This is a genomic window from Nocardia sp. NBC_00511, assembly GCF_045161165.1.
Classification (GTDB): Bacteria; Actinomycetota; Actinomycetes; order Mycobacteriales; family Mycobacteriaceae; genus Nocardia.
The window spans coordinates 5359798-5376583 of sequence record NZ_CP107849.1; the positions used below are offsets into that span (position 1 = coordinate 5359798).

The 16786-nt window shown below is 69.1% G+C and carries 15 protein-coding genes; 8 read left to right on the forward strand and 7 right to left on the reverse strand.

The genetic code is table 11. The annotated features are described in order from the left end of the window. Positions 1-74: 74 nt before the first annotated feature. The gene (locus OG300_RS25140) at positions 75-1925 is read right to left on the reverse strand and encodes a serine/threonine protein kinase (RefSeq protein ID WP_405485500.1); all 1851 of its coding nucleotides are present in this window, start codon (positions 1923-1925) and stop codon (positions 75-77) included. A 301-nt stretch (positions 1926-2226) separates the two neighbouring features. Here OG300_RS25140 and OG300_RS25145 point away from each other — a divergent pair, with 301 nt between their 5' ends. The 4 genes from OG300_RS25145 to OG300_RS25160 all read left to right on the forward strand — a co-directional run bounded on the left by OG300_RS25145 (position 2227) and on the right by OG300_RS25160 (position 6491). Beyond that, positions 2227-2997, forward strand: coding sequence for a deoxyribonuclease IV (locus tag OG300_RS25145; RefSeq protein ID WP_405485501.1), 771 nt, complete (start codon positions 2227-2229; stop codon positions 2995-2997). Positions 2998-3102: 105 nt separating this feature from the next. Next, entirely contained in the window at positions 3103-4068 is a 966-nt protein-coding gene (locus OG300_RS25150; RefSeq protein ID WP_405485502.1) for a TauD/TfdA dioxygenase family protein, read from the forward strand. 270 nt (positions 4069-4338) lie between these two features. Then, complete coding sequence (locus OG300_RS25155) at positions 4339-5550, forward strand: CaiB/BaiF CoA transferase family protein (protein WP_405485503.1); 1212 nt, start codon at positions 4339-4341, stop codon at positions 5548-5550. A gap of 14 nt (positions 5551-5564) precedes the next feature. Continuing rightward, positions 5565-6491, forward strand: coding sequence for a hydroxymethylglutaryl-CoA lyase (locus OG300_RS25160; protein ID WP_405498667.1), 927 nt, complete (start codon positions 5565-5567; stop codon positions 6489-6491). Between the two features lie 98 nt (positions 6492-6589). Here OG300_RS25160 and OG300_RS25165 read toward each other — a convergent pair whose 3' ends face one another. After that, positions 6590-6838: a hypothetical protein gene (locus OG300_RS25165; RefSeq protein WP_405485504.1), complete on the reverse strand. Its 249-nt coding sequence runs from the start codon at positions 6836-6838 to the stop codon at positions 6590-6592. A gap of 300 nt (positions 6839-7138) precedes the next feature. Here OG300_RS25165 and OG300_RS25170 point away from each other — a divergent pair, with 300 nt between their 5' ends. Continuing rightward, positions 7139-7630 (forward strand): hypothetical protein, encoded by a 492-nt coding sequence (locus OG300_RS25170; protein ID WP_405485505.1) that lies wholly within the window; start codon positions 7139-7141, stop codon positions 7628-7630. A gap of 7 nt (positions 7631-7637) precedes the next feature. Here the strand turns inward: OG300_RS25170 and OG300_RS25175 are convergent, their stop codons facing one another. The 3 genes from OG300_RS25175 to OG300_RS25185 all read right to left on the reverse strand — a co-directional run bounded on the left by OG300_RS25175 (position 7638) and on the right by OG300_RS25185 (position 11286). Continuing rightward, positions 7638-8771, reverse strand: coding sequence for a hypothetical protein (locus tag OG300_RS25175; RefSeq protein ID WP_405485506.1), 1134 nt, complete (start codon positions 8769-8771; stop codon positions 7638-7640). Positions 8772-8982: 211 nt separating this feature from the next. Beyond that, positions 8983-10107: an acyl-CoA dehydrogenase family protein gene (locus OG300_RS25180; protein WP_405485507.1), complete on the reverse strand. Its 1125-nt coding sequence runs from the start codon at positions 10105-10107 to the stop codon at positions 8983-8985. A gap of 9 nt (positions 10108-10116) precedes the next feature. After that, positions 10117-11286, reverse strand: coding sequence for an acyl-CoA dehydrogenase family protein (locus tag OG300_RS25185; protein WP_405485508.1), 1170 nt, complete (start codon positions 11284-11286; stop codon positions 10117-10119). A 176-nt stretch (positions 11287-11462) separates the two neighbouring features. Here OG300_RS25185 and OG300_RS25190 point away from each other — a divergent pair, with 176 nt between their 5' ends. Beyond that, positions 11463-12287 (forward strand): hypothetical protein, encoded by an 825-nt coding sequence (locus tag OG300_RS25190; protein WP_405485509.1) that lies wholly within the window; start codon positions 11463-11465, stop codon positions 12285-12287. A 94-nt stretch (positions 12288-12381) separates the two neighbouring features. Here the strand turns inward: OG300_RS25190 and OG300_RS25195 are convergent, their stop codons facing one another. Further along, on the reverse strand, positions 12382-14175 hold the full coding sequence (locus OG300_RS25195) for a DEAD/DEAH box helicase (protein WP_405485510.1): 1794 nt from the start codon (positions 14173-14175) through the stop codon (positions 12382-12384). A gap of 233 nt (positions 14176-14408) precedes the next feature. Here OG300_RS25195 and OG300_RS25200 point away from each other — a divergent pair, with 233 nt between their 5' ends. Continuing rightward, the gene (locus OG300_RS25200; protein WP_405498668.1) at positions 14409-15239 is read left to right on the forward strand and encodes a carbon-nitrogen hydrolase family protein; all 831 of its coding nucleotides are present in this window, start codon (positions 14409-14411) and stop codon (positions 15237-15239) included. 109 nt (positions 15240-15348) lie between these two features. Next, positions 15349-15990 carry a phosphoribosyltransferase gene (locus OG300_RS25205; protein ID WP_405485511.1) on the forward strand — a complete coding sequence of 214 codons (642 nt, stop codon included), beginning with the start codon at positions 15349-15351 and terminating at the stop codon, positions 15988-15990. 26 nt (positions 15991-16016) lie between these two features. Here the strand turns inward: OG300_RS25205 and OG300_RS25210 are convergent, their stop codons facing one another. Beyond that, positions 16017-16739, reverse strand: a complete 723-nt coding sequence (locus OG300_RS25210; RefSeq protein WP_405485512.1) for an alpha/beta hydrolase — start codon at positions 16737-16739, stop codon at positions 16017-16019. Positions 16740-16786 lie beyond the last annotated feature (47 nt).

The following is a 16786-nucleotide window of genomic DNA, read 5'->3' on the forward strand; positions in this document are numbered from 1 at the left end:
TGCCTTCCGCGTCGCTCCCAGGCGGGTCCAGGCAGCCGCAAATGTATGCGAAATGGCTGGGGTCGGCTACTTCCTCAGTTCAGGGGCGCTTGCTTCCACCAGGAGACGACGCTGTCCATGCTGCCCGCGACCCCGTCGGTGTACATCAGGAACTGGGTGCGGTTGCTGTCGCCGGTGAAGACCGTCACCATGCGCGGGCGGCTGTTGTCGGTGAAGCGGTAGTTGGTGTAGGTCTTGCCGCCGTTGGCGTCCTTGGTGGTGGAGGCCGGGTTCAGGGCGCTCACCACCGACTGCAGGTCCGCCGCCGAGGAGTAGGCGTAGAGGCGGTAGAACGGGTCGTCGTTGCCGTTGCCGCCGAAGCAGCGCCACTCCACCGCCCAATTGCCGAAGTCCGGGGCGTCGTCGTTCTTGTCCTCGGCCGTCGTCTTGTCGGGCATCCAGCAGCTGGCACTGTCGTAGCCCTTGTCACCGGACTTGGTGGCGGGCAACAGCTTCGGGAACTCCTTGCTCAGCGAGGACCAGTCCACCTGCTTGTCGGCCGCCGTGCCCGGCGAACCGGCGGTGGGCTTGGTGGTCTGGGTGGTCCCGCCCGGGCTGACGACCGCCGCCTTGTTCTTCTTCCCGCTGCCTGCGGCCACCACCGCGACCACCACGATGATCAGCACCAGCACGGTGACGATGGCCGCGATGATCCAGCCGGTGTTCGACTTCTTCGGCGGCATCCCGTGCGGCGCGCCCACCGGCGACGTCGGCGGACGCTGCTGCCCGGGGGGTTGTGCGTAGGAGTAGGCGGGCGGCTGCGTGTACTGGTTGGTCGGCGGGCGGCCCTGGTAGCCGCCGACCAGCGTCTGCGGCGGCGGGGTCGCGGTATTGAGCTGCGTCGGATAGGGCGCGGACGCGGCGGTCTGCGGGCGCGGCACCGCGGTCGGGATCGGTCCGCCGGTGCTCGGCGGCCGGGTCTGCATCGGGACGCCGGTGTAGGGCGAGGTCTGCGGGGCGCCGGCGGTCATCGCGGATCCGGTGTACGGCGGCGGCTGCACCGGCATCGGCGGCGCGGTGCGATGACCGACCAGCGGAATCGCGGGCGCGCTCGGATTGGCCAGCGCGCGTTTGGCCGCCGCCGCGAAATCGCTACAGGTGGCGAAGCGGTCCTCCGGGCGCTTGGCCATCGCCTTGGCCATCACCTGATCCAGGCTCGGCGGCAGGCCGGGCCGCGCGGTGCTCAGCAGCGGCGGCGGATTCTGCAGATGGCCCTGGATGACCGCGGCCGGATTGGTGGCCGAGAACGGGCCGGTCCCGGTGAGCAGCCAGAACAGCGTGCAGGCCAGCGAATACTGGTCGGAGCTGCCGTCGAGGGCGGAACCGGTCAGCTGCTCGGGCGAGGCGTAGGCCAGGGTCGCGGTGAAGGTGCCGGTCTGGGTGAGGTGGCCGCTGTCGTCGCGCAGCCGGGCGATGCCGAAGTCGGTCAGGTAGACCCGCTCACCCTTACCGCCGGTGGAACGGGCCAGCAGGATGTTGGCGGGCTTCACATCCCGGTGCAGGACGCCGTTGCGGTGCGCGTAGTCGAGGGCGTCGGCGGTCTCCGCGACGATCTGCACGGCCCGCTCGGGCGGCAGCGTCTGCGGATTCACCCCGGCGGCGTCCACACCGTCGACGAACTGCATGGAGATCCACAGCTGGCCGTCGGCGAGCCCGCGGTCGTAGACGGTGACGATATTGTGGTGGTCGAGCTGGGCGACCAGATCCGCCTCGCGTTCGAAGCGCGCGCGAATCTCCTTGTCGAAGACCATCTCCCGGTTCAACAGCTTGAGCGCCGTCATCCGGGGCAGCCGCGGATGCTTGGCCAGGTAGACCGAACCCATGCCACCCCGGCCGAGTTGCCGCTCGATGACATATTCGGCGAAGACGTCACCGTTGGACAGCATGCTGAGCTCCCACTTCCCACATCGCGCGCCGGGACCCACCAGCGCGTGACTTACCACGGACGACCGGCGACAACGCGCTCGAGCCGGTCCGTAAAACATCGAAACTGTAGCCGATGCACCCGGTGTTCGCCCGCAACGGTATTCACCTCCCACGATCGTCACGACCTACGGATTCCTACCGAACTATCTACGCACGGCCCGCTAACGCAACACTGAACGATCTCTTGTGATCAATGCATGATCGCCGGTGGGACCGGGTGGAGCCGTCCCGGCTGTCGGTGGCCGGGGATACGCTGGCGCAATGCGTATTGGAGCTCACGTCCGAACGGACAGCGACCCGATCGGCTTCGCTGAGAAGCTCGGCGCCGACGTCATCCAGATGTTCGTGGTGGATCCGCAGAGCTGGGACAAACCCGCGCCGCATCCGGACGCCGAACAGATCAGGGCCAGCGATATCGATCTGGTGGTGCACTCCTCCTACCAGATCAATGTGGCCAGCCTGAACAACCGGCTACGGATGCCCTCGCGCAACGCGGTCGCGCAACAGGCCAAGGCCGCCGCCGACCTGGGCGCGTTCGGCCTGGTGGTGCACGGCGGGCATGTGCGCTCGGACGCGGAGATGGCGGAGGGATTCGTCAACTGGCGCAAGCTGTTCGAACGCCAGCAGGACAAGGGCGGGTTCGCGGTCCCGATCCTGATCGAGAACACGGCGGGCGGAAACCACGCCATGGCACGGTATTTCGACAATATCGGGCGGCTGTGGGACGCGGTCGGCGAGTACGGCGCGGGCTTCTGCCTCGACACCTGCCACGCCTGGGCGGGCGGTGAGGACCTGGTCGGCATCGTGGAGCGGATCAAGGGCATCACCGGTCGAATCGACCTGGTGCACTTGAACTCCTCGCGCGACGAGTTCGACTCCGGCGCGGACCGGCACGCCAATTTCTCCGACGGCACCATCGATCCGCAGCTGCTGGCCGAGGTGTGCCGCACGGCGGACGCGCCGGTGATTCTGGAGACCCCCGCCGAGGGTGTCGCCGAGGATCTGGCCTACCTGCGCGAGCACGTCGGGTAACGGCTTACGATCCGGCTGACCGTAAACCTGTCTCGCCGGAGCGCCCGATGGTGTGCTGATCACGGCTCGAATCCGGGCCGCACACCATCGGGCGAAAGGCTGGACATGTCCGTCGATAACGCAACGGTCGAGTACGCGACCTCCAATCTCACCGTCGTGCAATTGGGCAGCAAGATCGGTGCGCGAATCGACGGCGTCCGCCTCGGCGGCGACCTGGATTCGGCGACCGTGCAGGCGATCCAGGACGCACTGCACAAGCACAAGGTGATCTTCTTCCGCGGCCAGGAGCACCTCACCGAGGACGGCCAGCACGAGTTCGCGCAGCTGCTGGGCGCGCCCACCACCCCGCACCCGACCGTCACCTCGCGCGGCGTGAAGACGCTGCCGATCGACTCGGAGTACGGCCGCGCCAACAGCTGGCACACCGACGTCACCTTCGTCGACCGCATCCCGAAGGCCTCCATCCTGCGCGCGGTGCACCTGCCGCCCTACGGCGGTTCCACCACCTGGGCCTCCACCGTCGCCGCCTACGACTCGCTGCCCGCACCGCTCAAGGCGCTGGTCGAGAACCTGCGGGCACGGCACACCAACGCCTACGACTACGCCGCCGACCGCACCGAGGTCGCGCGTGGTGAGAACGCCGAGGTGACCGCGAACATCAAGGCCTACCGCGCGGAATTCGAGTCCACCTACTACGAGACCGAGCACCCGGTGGTGCGCGTGCACCCGGTCACCGGCGAGCGCGCCCTGCTGCTCGGGCACTTCGTGAAGAACTTCACCGGCTTCTCCGCCGCCGAGTCGCAGGCGCTGTTCGGGCTGCTACAGAACCGGGTCACCAAGCTGGAGAACACCACCCGCTGGAACTGGCAGCTCGGCGATGTCGCGATCTGGGACAACCGCGCCACCCAGCACTACGCCATCGACGACTACGACGGCCAGCCGCGCCGCCTGACCCGCATCACCCTCGCGGGCGACGTCCCGGTCGACGTGCACGGCGAACCCAGCACCATCATCACCGGCGACGCCGAGCACTACTCGATCATCGAGGAGGTCACGCCCCGCGCGGCGTGAGCTCTCCGCTCCCGCCGCGCCGGTCTCCGATACTCCGGCGAATCGGATACCGGCGCGGCACACCATGATTCGAGATCGGGCAGCGCCGCCACTCGCCGCCCGGGCCTCGACGTGGCCGGTCGTGATGTTCTTGCGTGCACCACAGCCGACCTCCGGCCGGTGCGACGATCCACCCTCTTCGGATCGTCGCACCGGCCCTTTTCGTGTGTGCAGGGGTGCGAACCCGGGGTGTGGGTCGCAGTGGCCGGTGGCCTGGGGAACACTGGGGGCATGGAAATTCGGCCGCTCGACGGGGTGCGGGTTCTGGAACTGGGTAACTACGTCGCGGCGCCCACCGCGGGACGGATGCTCGGAGACTTCGGGGCCGAGGTGATCAAGGTGGAGCGGCCGAAAACCGGTGACGAACTGCGTAATTGGCGGCTCTACGGTGGTGACACCTCGATGCTGTACCGGACGGTGAACCGGAACAAGAAGTCGATCACGCTGGATCTGCGGACCGAGGCGGGGCGGGGCATCGTGCTGGATCTGATCCGGCACTGCGATGTACTGCTGGAGAACTTCCGGCCCGGCATGCTCGAGAAGTGGGGGCTCGGGCCCGAGGTGTTGAACGCGGCCAATCCGAAGCTGGTGATCACCCGCATCTCCGCCTACGGGCAGACCGGTCCGCTGTCGCAGCGGCCCGGGTTCGCGGCGGTCGCCGAGGCGGTCGGCGGACTGCGCGAACTGGTCGGCGATCCGGACCGGCCGCCGGTGCGCGTAGGCGTCTCCATCGGCGATTCGATCGCCGGCATCTATGCCGCCTTCGGCACCGTGATGGCCCTGTTCCAGCGCGAGCGGGTGCAGCGGGTCCCCTTGGACCAGCGCATCATCGACGTGGCGCTGAACGAATCCATCCTGTCGGTGATGGAGTCGCTGGTGCCGGACTACCTGGCCTACGGCATCAACCGGGAGCGGGTCGGCGGGCGAATGGAGGGCATCGCGCCCAGCAACGCCTACCCGACCAGCGACGGGTTCAGCATCATCATCGGCGGCAACGGGGACGCCATCTTCCAGCGCTACATGCAGGTCATCGAGCGCCCGGACCTGGCCGCCGATCCTGAACTCGCCGACAATGCCGGACGCTGGCGCAACCGCGAACGTCTCGACGCCTCGATCGCCGAGTGGTCGGTGCGGCACACCCGCGAGGAGGCGCTGCGGGTGCTGGAGGCCGCCGCCATCCCGTGCGGTCCCATCTACACCGCCGCCGATATCGTCCGCGACGAGCAGTACCTGTCGCGCAATATGATTCAGCCCTTCCGGGTGGACGTCGGGGAGCCCGAGCCCAAGGAGGTCGGCTTCCCGGGCATCGTGCCGGTCATCGGCGGGCAGTCGCTGCCCATCCGCAATGTCGGCCCCGACCTGGGCGAGCACACCCGCGAGGTGCTCTCCGGGCTGCTCGGCATGTCCGACACCGATATCGCGGCGCTGGAGGCGAACTCATGACGCTGCCGACGGAAATGATCCTGCGCGACGTGACCCTGCGAGACGGGCTCCAGTTGACCGGCAAGGTGCTGCCCACCGAGCGCAAGGTGGAGATCGTGCGCCAGCTGCTGGCGCTGGGCGTGCCCGAACTCGAGATCGGCTCGATGGCGCGGCCGGATCTGGTGCCGCCCATGGCCAATACCCTCGACCTGGTCGCCGCGCTGACGCCGGAGGAGCTGTCGCGCTGCTGGCTGTGGGTGGCGACGCCGCGGCACGTGGCCAAGGCGGCTGCGGTGGGCGTGCGCAATTTCCAGTACTGCTTCTCGGTGTCGGACGCGCACAACACCGCGAACATCGGCCGCACCACCGAGGCCAGCCTGGCCGCCATGCCGGAGGCGGTGCACTTCGCCCGGGAGGCGGGCGGGCGCATCCAACTGTGTCTGGCAACGGCTTTCACCTGCCCGTTCGACGGCCCGGTGGATCCGGCCCGGGTGCTGGCCATCGCCACCGATCCGCGCACCGAGGGCGCGGCCGACATCGTGATCGCCGATACGCTCGGGCAGGCGTACCCGGGACAGGTTGCGGCCCTGGTGGGTTCGGTCGCCGCGACCGGCCGCTGGGGTACGCCGGAGCAGCGAATCGTGTTCCACGGCCACGACACCTGGGGGCAGGGCGTCGCGAATTCGCTCGCGGCGCTGGCCGCGGGTGCGGCCGTGGTGGACGGTTCGCTGGGCGGTCTGGGTGGTTGCCCGTTCGCGCCGGGCGCTTCGGGCAATACCTCCAGTGAGGATCTGCTGTTCGCGACTCGACCGGAATGGTTCACGCCAGCCGTATTGTCGGATCTGGTGCAAATCTCCGAAAGTTTGCTGTCGGAACTCGGCGAACCGAATCGTTCGCGCACCGCCGAGGGCAGTCGATCCAAAGCCGAAGCATTCGAATGGGTAATTCCACCCCGGAATTGATTCGCTACAAATTAGCCATTGGCTGAATAGGGCGAATCGGCAAACTGCAGATCAGTATCGACGGCCGATCGTGATCGGCCGTCGGCACCCGATCACCGTCAGCCGCCCGCCGCGTCGGCGCGCAGCTTCAGCAGCACCAGTCCGGCGGTGCAGGCCAGAATCAGGCCCGCGACGGTGATTTCGGTACGTAGACCGGCGATCCCGAGGACCGCGCCGGTGAGTCCGCCGAGGAAGATAAACCAGGCGACCCATCGGGACAGGATTGCCGACATCCGCTGGCCGGTGGCCGCGGTCTCCCCAGAGCGCGCCGATGCGCGCAGCGGAGATGTCGAAAATGCACCCATCATCCACTCCTCGATAACGCTCACCGGTTCTCGCGATTCTTCGGCGCGTCCCTCGGCAAATTTCGAGCGTCTCATGTGTAACTTTGGACACACATTACGGCTCGGCAACGAAAAGTCCAGTCGACACGAACACAAAACGCGCCGACTTTACTGATTCGATATCTGAATCATGGCTGTTTGAGATATTACCGACGCGTACCGATCGTCCGATCCGGTCGGCTTATCGAACCGACCACCCGCCTGGCCCAACCCCGAAGCCTCCGTTAGGGTGAGCCCACTCGAGACGAATCAGGAGTGCCACCAATGGACGGCAGCAACGCCGGCGCGGACGATCGCGCGGTCTTCCCGGTGCGTCGCCTGCCCAAGCACGTGGCCGGCGTCGTCGCCGCGGTCGGCGCGGTGTCGGCGGGGCTCATCCTCATCGGCGCCTGCGGCCTCGGCCACCAGGACACCTACGTGGCGCCGCCGCCGATCAACGCGGATCTGCAAGTGGCCCCGGAGACTTCGACCCCGTCGCACTCCGGCACCAGCACCACCGGCGTGATCATCCCGCCGTCGCCCACCTGGCGGGTCGCCGCCGATATGCCGTCCCGGCGCGCACCCATCTCCACCATCACCGCGACCCCGGACGATCCGCTCGCGACCACGACCACCACGCGCACCACCACCAGTCGGCCCTCCACCACCCGGCCGACCGAGACCACCCGCACCACCACCGAAGCGCCGGTCACCACCGAGGTCACCACGACCCCGGTCACCACCGACCGCCCGGCCTCGGACAACACCGACGGCTGAGCGACTTTCACCACTCGCCGTCGTCGACCGGCTTTCCCGGCGCGTCACCCAGCTGATGGATCTGCCCTGACGTGGGATCCTGCCAGGGCTCGTGATCGGCGCCGATCCAGTCGCCGACCGGGGCGACGTCCGTGAGTGGCGCGGCCGGAGCCAGATCGGTGGCATCGGAATCGAAGTAGTCGAACCAGGGCAGGCCCGCCTTGGTGTACGCGCGCCGATCCACCGGTGACGGCGGCGGCGCCTCACCGGTGATGGCATGCCAATCCGGCGGCGTCACCAGGTGCACGAAGACCCGGCCGGAAGGGGTTGCGGCCCAGACCGACAGCGCGCGGTCGTCCTGGTAGATCTCCTGGCGCATGGTGCCGCCGACCCCGAGCCCCATCGCCTTGGCCATCCGTGCCCGACGCGGCGCACCACCGGGGGCCCGCTGCCCGAACAGGCGGCGGCCGGACGGTTGGCCGCCACCGGCCGCGCTGCCCGGTGCGGGCGGCGGAGGCGGGATCGGGCCACCGTAGGACGGCGGGAACGGCGGCACTCCGGTCGGCATGCCGCCCAGGGGAATCGGGCCGGAATCGGCGGTGATCGCGCGGGCCTTCAGCATCTGCTCACTCGCGCGCCAGGCACGCAGCTCGGATTCCGAGAGCGGGAAGGTCTGCAACTGGATGCCACCCCACACCTCTTCTCCGGTGACCTGTCCTTCGATCGTGGCACCCAAACCCATTGGCACCGCCACGAACTGGCGGATCGTCCCCACCCCGGAGTTGATCCCGTCCAGCCAGGGCTGCCGCGGCAGCACCACATAGTTCTGCGGTTCGCGCCCCAGCCGGTCACTCCACGGCTTGCCGGATACCGCGCACACCTTCCCCACCCCGACCTGCAACGCCGACGGCTCGCTCGCCGAGAACGACAGCCACATCGCCTCGCGCAGGTACATCGGCAGCATCACCCCGCCGCGCGCCCGCCACTCATCCGGCACCGAATCCGCGTAGTCCGACACCCGCCGCACCGGAAACTCCCCCAGCCCCGGCGGCAATCCGTGGGTCCCCTGCTCCGGCAACCGCAGCGTGCGAATGAACCGCACCCCCACCCCGCCCGGCAGCTTCAGCGTATTCCCGTCCAGCCGAACCTCGTCTCCACCCATTCCCGCAACCCTACGCCCGCCAAAACCCTTGCCACACCGAATTTTCCACTTCTCAGGCCAGCCACAGCTCCACTCCGCCCACACCCGTCGAGCCCTCGCGCGCCCACCCGCAATTCACTGCTCCGCCGCTCCAGGCCGGGCGGCCCGGCCCGGAAACGGACTCGCGCCCCGTCCGGAATCCGGAGCGGGGCGCGAGTGCCGTTGGGACGGGTCAGAATTCGACCAGGGTGTAGTCGGCTACGCGGTCGGTGAGGATGCGCAGGTGTTCCAGATCGCCGCCCAGGGTGCGGGCGATCGCCGTGAGGCGGGCGACATAGTGGCTGACCGGGTATTCGGAGGTGATGCCGATGCCGCCGTGCATCTGGATGGCCTCCTGTCCGATGTGCCGCGCGGAGCGGCCGACCTGGAGGCGGGCCCGCGAGGCGGCGACCCGGTCGACTGCACCGTCGGTGACCGCGGCGGTGGCGTACAGGCTCATGCTGCGGGCCAGTTCCAGCGAGACGTACATATTGGCGGCCCGCTGGCTCAGGGTCTGGAACTTCGAGAGCGTGACCCCGAACTGCTTGCGGGTCTTGAGGTATTCGGTGGTGAGGCGCAGCGCCTCCTCCATCGCACCGAGGGATTCCGCGCACAGGCTGGCCTGTGCGCGCACCGTCACCGCGTCGATGGCGGCGCTGGCGTCGCCCTCGCCCAGCAGTTCGGCGGCGGCGGAGGCGAATTCGAGCTGCGCGCCCCGGCGCTCGTCGAAGGTGCGGAACGCGGTGCGGGTGACACCCTCGGCGTCGGCGGCGATCAGGAACAGTCCGGTACCGCCGCCGGGCAGTGCGGCGCTGACCACGAGCTGGTCGGCGCTGTCACCGTGCGGCACCGGGTTCTTGACGCCGGTGATCCGGTAGCCGTCCCCGTCGGCCACCGCGGTGGTCGCGAGTTCGACTGCGGGCCAGCGGGTTCCGGGCTCGTTGTGCGCGAAGGCCAGCAGGGTCTGCCCCTCGAGTACCCCGGCCAGCACGCGCTGGCGCTGCTCGGTGGTTGCGGCGGCGGCGATCAGGCCGCCCGGGATCAGCACGGCGTCCAAGAGGGGTTCGGGCGCGTTGCGGCGGCCGATCTCCTCCATCACCACCATGGTCTCCTCCGGCCCCGCGCCGACGCCGCCGTCCTCCTCGCTGAAAGCCAGTCCGAGGACGCCGAGTTCGGCGAACTGCCGCCACACGTCACGGCTCCAGCCGAGCTCGGTGTCGGTGACCTTCAGGCGGGTCTCCGGGTCGTAGGCGCGGCCCAGCAGGTCCCGGACCGTATCGCGCAGCATGACCTGTTCATCGGTGAGTTCGAAATCCATGGCGGCGGCTCACAATCCGAGGATGGTGGAGGCGATGATGGTGCGCTGCACCTCGCTGGAGCCTCCGTAGATGGTGGTCTTGCGGTAGTTGAGATAGCCGGGGCCGCTGCGCTGCGCCCAGCCGGGCGAGGCGATATCGGCGGCGTCGACGGGCAGCGCGTCCGGTCCGGCGATGTCGAGCAGCAGTTCGGTGGCGGCCTGCTGCAGCTCTGAACCGCGCAGCTTCAGCACCGAGGACGCCGGATTCGGTTTGCCGTCGGTGGAATTCGACACCACGCGCATGAGCGTGAGTTCCAGCGCCAGCAGCTCGTTCTCGAGCTCGGCGATCCGGGTCGCGAACACCGGATCGTCGAGCAGCGTGCTGCTGCCCGAACGGACCTGCGCCGCATACTCTTTCGCCACGCCGAGCTTGACCTTGGTGCGGCCGACGCCGGTGATGCCGGTGCGCTCGTTGCCGAGCAGGAACTTGGCGTAGGTCCAGCCCATGTTCTCCTCGCCGACGAGCTGGTCGGCGGGCACCCGCACGTTCTCGAAGAACACCTCGTTGACCTCGTGGTGTCCGTCGATGAGCTTGATCGGGCGGATGGTGACGCCGGGCGTCTTCACGTCGAACAGCAGCAGCGAGATGCCCGCCTGCTTCTTGACGTTGGGATCGGTGCGCACCAGGCAGAAGATCCAGTCCGCGTACTGAGCCAGGGTGGTCCAGATCTTCTGGCCGTTGACGATGTAGGAGTCGCCGTCGCGCACCGCGGTGGTGCGCAGCGAGGCCAGGTCGGATCCGGCGTCGGGCTCGGAAAAGCCCTGGCACCACCAGATGTCGAGGTTGGCGGTCGGCGGCAGGAAGCGCTGCTTGAGTTCCTCGGAACCGAACTGCGCGATCACCGGCCCGATCATCTGGGCGTTGAAGGTGAGCGGCTCGGGCACCGAGGCCAGCTGCATCTCGTCTTCCCAGAGATGCCGCTGCATGGGCGTCCAGTCCTGGCCGCCCCAGGCGACCGGCCACTTGGTGACCGCGAGGTGGTTCTCGTTGAGAATGCGATGCGTGGTGACGATGTCCTCGCGCGAGAGTTCCCGCCCGTACTTGACCCGGTCGCGAATCTCGGCCGGGATCTTGGTCGAGTAGAACTCGCGCAGTTCATCCCGGAATTTCACCTCGTCGGGTGACAGGGTAAGCCTCATTGCATCTCCCAGCTGTGCGGTGGTGTCAGCTACAAACCTACCCCCCGGTAATGGCCTGGTTGTCGGCTGGATCACAGATCCCGACCGGGTGGTCCGGCGACACTCGAGCCGAGCTGGTACGTTGCCGTGATATCCCGTCAGGCGCGATTCGCACCGACCCCGCAGGAGCAGCACCAGTGAACCGGACCGTGACCCGCCGCGCCGCCTCGGTCGCCGCCATCGCCGCCATCGCGGCCCTGGGTGCCACCACGGCCGCCGCCGATCAGCCGCAGACGCCCGCCGAATCCGGCGCGGCCCAGTTGAGCTCGGCCGCAACGGATGACGGCGCCAAGGCCGCCGTCGCCGCCACGGTCAAGACCGCCCAGCTCATCACCGCCGCCAAGATGGAGAACGTGCAGTTCGCACCCTTCTCCTACGGCGCACCCACCCTCGGCTGCGGCTACAACATGCCCTTCAGCCTCACCTCGGCCATCGCCGTCACCGGCGTCAACAGCCCGAACGGCGCGATCGCGCAGCAGGCCGCGGGCAATGTCACCTTCCAGGTGCTGGCGCAGCAGAACGGTTTCCCGACCGCGTCGGGCCTCAGCGTCGCCTGGCTGAACGTGAACAACGGCCGCAGCGGCATCACCCCGCTCGACGACCAGACCGACTACAACCTGCCCGCGCTGACCAGGACCGTCGACGCCGGGCCGGGCAATGTCGTCGCCTCGCTGTGGGGCACCATCGACTACCCCGCCGCCCGTTGCGTGGTGCTGCCCACCGTCGGCCTGTTCTCCATCCCCGACGCCCCGGCCCCGCAGGCGGTTCCGGCCACCCCGGACACGACCCAGCCCGGCGCGACCACCACCGCCCCGGCGGCCCCGACCACCACCGCTCCGGTCGCGCCGACCACCCCGGCCGCCGCACCGGACGCGGGCTCGGGCAACGCCACCCCCGCCGAGCCGACCACGGCCGCCGCCCCGGACGGCGGTTCGGGCGCCGCGAGCACGCCCGCCAACTGACCCACACCCGGTACGAAAAACGAACGCCCGCATTCCCTTTCGGAAATGCGGGCGTCGTGCTGTCCGGGACCGGCGTCCATCCGGACGCCGGAACTCAGAAGCGGGGCTTGCGGCGCGTCGGGTCCGGACGCTTGCTCTCGCGGCGCGGGGCGCGGCTCATGGAGCGACCTCCCGGCGGGCCCGAATCCAGCTGCAGCTGAATCAGCTGGCCGCTGATTCTGGTGCGGCTCAACGCGTTCAGGGTCTCGTTGGACAGGTCGGCGGGCAGCTCCACCAGCGAGTGGTCCGGGCGGATCGAGATATGCCCGAAGTCGCTGCGGCGCAGGCCACCCTCGTTGGCGATGGCGCCGACGATCGCGCCGGGCGCGACCTTGTGACGCTTGCCGACCGCGATGCGGTAGGTCGCCAGCTCCACATCGGACTGGCGGTGCCGCGACGGGCCACCGGACTCGTCGCGATCGCGCGGCGGGCGGTCGTCGAACGAACGGGGGGCACGCTCGCGACGCTCACGCGGCACCGGCTCCGGGTCGGGCTCCATGAAGAAGCTGTCACCGTCGTAGGAGCCGATGGCCAGGGCCGCGGCGATGTCGACGAGCGGGATGTTGTGCTCGCGCTCGTAGTCCTCGATGAGCTTGCGGAACAGCGGCAGGTTGGCCGAGGCCAGGTTCTCGGTGATGGTGTCACCGAACTTCTGCACGCGCTGCGCGTTCACGTCGTCGACGCTGGGCAGCTGCATCTCGGTGACCTGCTGGCGCGTGGCGCGCTCGATGGCATCGAGCAGGCGACGCTCCCGCGGCGCCACGAACAGCAGCGCGGTACCCGTGCGGCCCGCGCGACCGGTGCGGCCGATGCGGTGCACGTAGGACTCGGTGTCGTGCGGGATGTCGTAGTTCACGACGTGCGAGATGCGGTCCACGTCCAGGCCGCGGGCGGCCACGTCGGTGGCGACCAGGATGTCGAGCTGACCCGACTTGAGCTGGCCGATGGTGCGCTCACGCTGCGCCTGCGCGATGTCACCGTTGATGGCGGCCGCGGAATACCCACGCGCACGCAGCTTTTCGGCCAATTCCTCGGTGGCCTGCTTGGTGCGCACGAACATGATGATGGCCTCGAAGGGCTCCACCTCGAGGATGCGGGTCAGCGCGTCCAGCTTGCGCTGATGCGACACCTGCACCCAGCGCTGGGTGATGTTCACGTTGGTGGAGGTCTTGGTCTTGACCGTGATCTCGACCGGATCCTTCAGGTACTGCTTGGAGATCTTGCGGATCACCGTCGGCATGGTCGCCGAGAACAGCGCGACCTGCTTGGTGTCCGGCGTGTCGCGCAGGATGCGCTCCACGTCCTCCTGGAAGCCCATCTTGAGCATCTCGTCGGCCTCGTCGAGCACCAGGTACTGCAGCTCGGACAGGTCGAGGGTGCCGCGCTCGAGGTGATCGATGACGCGACCCGGGGTGCCGACCACCACCTGGGCGCCACGCCGCAGACCCGACAGCTGGACCGCGTAGTTCTGGCCGCCGTAGATCGGCAGCACATGCGTTCCGGGCATATGGGTGGCGTACCGGCCGAACGCCTCCGCCACCTGGATCGCCAGCTCACGAGTCGGGGCCAGCACCAACGCCTTCGGCGCCTTGCCGCCGCCGTGCATGCCCATCAGCACGGGGATGGCGAACGCGGCCGTCTTTCCGGTGCCCGTCTGCGCCAGCCCGACCACATCGTGGCCGGCCAGCAGCGGCGGAATCGTCGCGGCCTGAATAGGCGACGGCGATTCGTAGCCGACATCGGCGATGGCCCGCAGAATGCGGTCATCGAGGCCGAGTTCGGCGAAGGACGGGCCGGTAGCGTCCCTCTCGTCGTCAGTGGGATCGCTGTCGGCCGGTGAGGTGCTCATTGCCAGTGATTTTACTGCCTGCTAGCTGTCGGCCCGACCATCGGGTGAATACCCTGGGGGTCGTGCATCCGGACAACCCGCCCGCGCCCACCCTTCCGACACCTCCGACGCCGCCTTCCGGGCTCGCGCACACCGAAGTCCCGCCGGTGCGCAATTACGTCACCGGGGGTGTCGGGACCGTCGAACCGGGCAGCTCGGGAGCGCTGGCCGCCGCTGTCCCCGAGGCCGCGGAGCTGGCCGCGACACTCGCCGAACCGGGTCCGGCCGCGGCGGTGGACGTGGCCGTCGTGCAGTTCGCGCCGCACACCGACACCGTGGCCAATCTCACCGCGTTGCGCGCGGAGGTGAAGGCGGCGAGCGAACTCGGAGCGAAGGTGGTCCTCGCGCCCGAATACGCCATGTTCGCGACCAAACGCCTCGATGAGCGGGCCCTGGCCGCCGCCGAACCGCTCACCGGCGCGTTCGTCACGGGGTTGCGGGGCATCGCCGCGGAATTCGGGGTGCACGTGGTGGCGGGCGTGGTCGAGCGGGCGGACGGCGAGCACGTCTACAACACGCTGGTGGCCGCCACCCCGGGCGCGGAGTTCGCGGCCGTCTACCGCAAGGTGCACCTCTACGACGCGTTCGGTTCGCGCGAATCCGATGTGCTGCTGGCCGGTGCGCTCGATCAGGCCCAGACCTTCACCGTCGACGGTGTCGTGTTCGGCATGCAGACCTGCTTCGATCTGCGCTTCCCCGAAGGCATTCGGCGTGTCGCGGCCGCGGGCGCGCATGTGCTGCTGCTGCCCGCGCAGTGGATTCCCGGGCCCGGCAAGGTCGATCAGTGGACGACGCTGCTGCGCGCGCGGGCGATCGAGAACACCATGTACGTGGCCGCCGCCGACCAGGCCGCGCCGCGCGGCTCGGGCGCGTCGATGATCATCGCCCCCACCGGTGCGGTGCTGGCCGAGCTGGGTGACCAGCCCGGCATCGCCACGGCCCGCGTCGATCTGGCGCATCTGGCGGAGGTCCGCGCCACCAATCCGAGCCTGTCGCTGCGCCGCTACACCATTCGCGGCGAATAGCCCGGGCTCGGTTCCAGCTCGTGCAACACCATCCGTCGGGCTCGATCGCGGGGTGCGAACCGCTGCGAGCTGGGCTTTTTCGGTACCGGCGGAACTAGACTGGGTGGCAATGACCTATCCGGATCGGGGGGCCGCCGGGCGCGCGCTGGGTGCGATGCTCGAGCACCTGCGCGCGGCGAATCCCCTGGTGCTCGGACTACCGCGCGGCGGCGTACCGGTGGCGGCCGCGGTGTGGGAACTCATCGGCGGCGACCTCGACGTACTGCTGGTCCGCAAACTGGGTGTGCCGTGGCAGCCGGAACTGGCCATGGGTGCGATCGGCGAGGACGGGGTGCGGGTCCTCAATCGAGATGTGGTGCGGCACACCGGCGTTACCGTCCACCAGCTCGCCGAGGTCGAGATCCTCGAACGCACCGAACTGGAACGCCGCCGCCGCGTGCTGCGCACCCAGCCGCCCATCGCGTTGCAGGACCGGACCGTGCTCATCGTCGACGACGGCATGGCCACCGGCGCGACCGTCGCCGCGGGCTGCAAGATCGCCCGGCGCCACGAACCCCGCCGCATAGTGGTGGCCGTCCCGGTCTCCTCGGTCGAGGCCCTGCACCGCATCCGCACCCTCCTCGCCGACGAGGTGGTGTGCCCGCTGGTCCCGCGTGAACTCAGCGGCGTCGGCGGCGCCTACCAGGACTTCCACCAACTCGACGACGCCGAGGTGGTGGCGATACTCGACGCCGCCCGACAGCAGGAATGATTCGCTGCCAAGGGGACTGGACTGTTTCAGCCGTGGGTGCGGGTGTCGATCCAGTCGGCGACAAGGGTGGTGACCGCCGCGTAGCCCGGCTCGTGGAGCAGGTCGTGGCCGGCGTCGGGTTGGAGGTGGAATTCGGCGGAGACCTGGTGGGCCCAGGCGCGTACCGGGTCGATGGGGGCGCGGCGGTCGTCGGCGCCGTGCACGATCAGCACCGGGAGCCCGGCGGGTAGGGCGGGGCCGGGCCAGTCCGATTCGTTCTCGGTGGCGAGGGTGGCGTTCGCGCGGGAAAGTGTCCGGGTGCGAACGGGATTCGAGGGCGCCGCGCCCCGCGCGGACTTCGGGGAGCGACCCTCCAGGACGGCCTGCGGAGTGCCGCACAGGACGAGGCCGGTGTAGTCGCCGGGCTCGGCTTCGCGCAGTACCGCCAGGGCGGTGGCCGCGCCGAGCGAGTGGCCCATCAGGAACAGCGGGGCGGTGGCACGCGTGCGCACCTGGTCCAGGAAGTTCCCGGCGTCGGTCGCGAGTTCGGCGAGGATGCCCGGACGTTCCGGATCCCCTTCGCTGAGGCCGTGACCGGAGGTGTCCAGCGCCCACAATTCGATATCGGCGGCGGCGAGCGCCCGGGCGAAGCGGTGATAGTGGCCGCTGTGCTGGCCGACCCCTGGGAGGAGAGCGAGCACGGCCTGCGGGCGGTCGAGCTGCCAATGACGGTAATGAAGGCGGCCGCGAGCGCCCGCTAGATAAGGCATCGGCAGATTCTCGCAGCCGCGGACCGCGAGCGAGGTGCTCGATTCAC

Bases quoted from the DNA above. Each gene is read 5' to 3' on its own strand.
- OG300_RS25150 (WP_405485502.1), top strand. From the start codon at position 3,103: ATGTCCGTCGATAACGCAACGGTCGAGTACGCGACCTCCAATCTCACC.
- OG300_RS25165 (WP_405485504.1), bottom strand. From the start codon at position 6,838: ATGATGGGTGCATTTTCGACATCTCCGCTGCGCGCATCGGCGCGCTCT.
- OG300_RS25170 (WP_405485505.1), top strand. From the start codon at position 7,139: ATGGACGGCAGCAACGCCGGCGCGGACGATCGCGCGGTCTTCCCGGTG.
- OG300_RS25180 (WP_405485507.1), bottom strand. From the start codon at position 10,107: ATGGATTTCGAACTCACCGATGAACAGGTCATGCTGCGCGATACGGTC.
- OG300_RS25175 (WP_405485506.1), bottom strand. From the start codon at position 8,771: ATGGGTGGAGACGAGGTTCGGCTGGACGGGAATACGCTGAAGCTGCCG.
- OG300_RS25185 (WP_405485508.1), bottom strand. From the start codon at position 11,286: ATGAGGCTTACCCTGTCACCCGACGAGGTGAAATTCCGGGATGAACTG.
- OG300_RS25140 (WP_405485500.1), bottom strand. From the start codon at position 1,925: ATGCTGTCCAACGGTGACGTCTTCGCCGAATATGTCATCGAGCGGCAA.
- OG300_RS25210 (WP_405485512.1), bottom strand. From the start codon at position 16,739: ATGCCTTATCTAGCGGGCGCTCGCGGCCGCCTTCATTACCGTCATTGG.
- OG300_RS25145 (WP_405485501.1), top strand. From the start codon at position 2,227: ATGCGTATTGGAGCTCACGTCCGAACGGACAGCGACCCGATCGGCTTC.
- OG300_RS25160 (WP_405498667.1), top strand. From the start codon at position 5,565: ATGATCCTGCGCGACGTGACCCTGCGAGACGGGCTCCAGTTGACCGGC.
- OG300_RS25205 (WP_405485511.1), top strand. From the start codon at position 15,349: ATGACCTATCCGGATCGGGGGGCCGCCGGGCGCGCGCTGGGTGCGATG.
- OG300_RS25155 (WP_405485503.1), top strand. From the start codon at position 4,339: ATGGAAATTCGGCCGCTCGACGGGGTGCGGGTTCTGGAACTGGGTAAC.
- OG300_RS25195 (WP_405485510.1), bottom strand. From the start codon at position 14,175: ATGAGCACCTCACCGGCCGACAGCGATCCCACTGACGACGAGAGGGAC.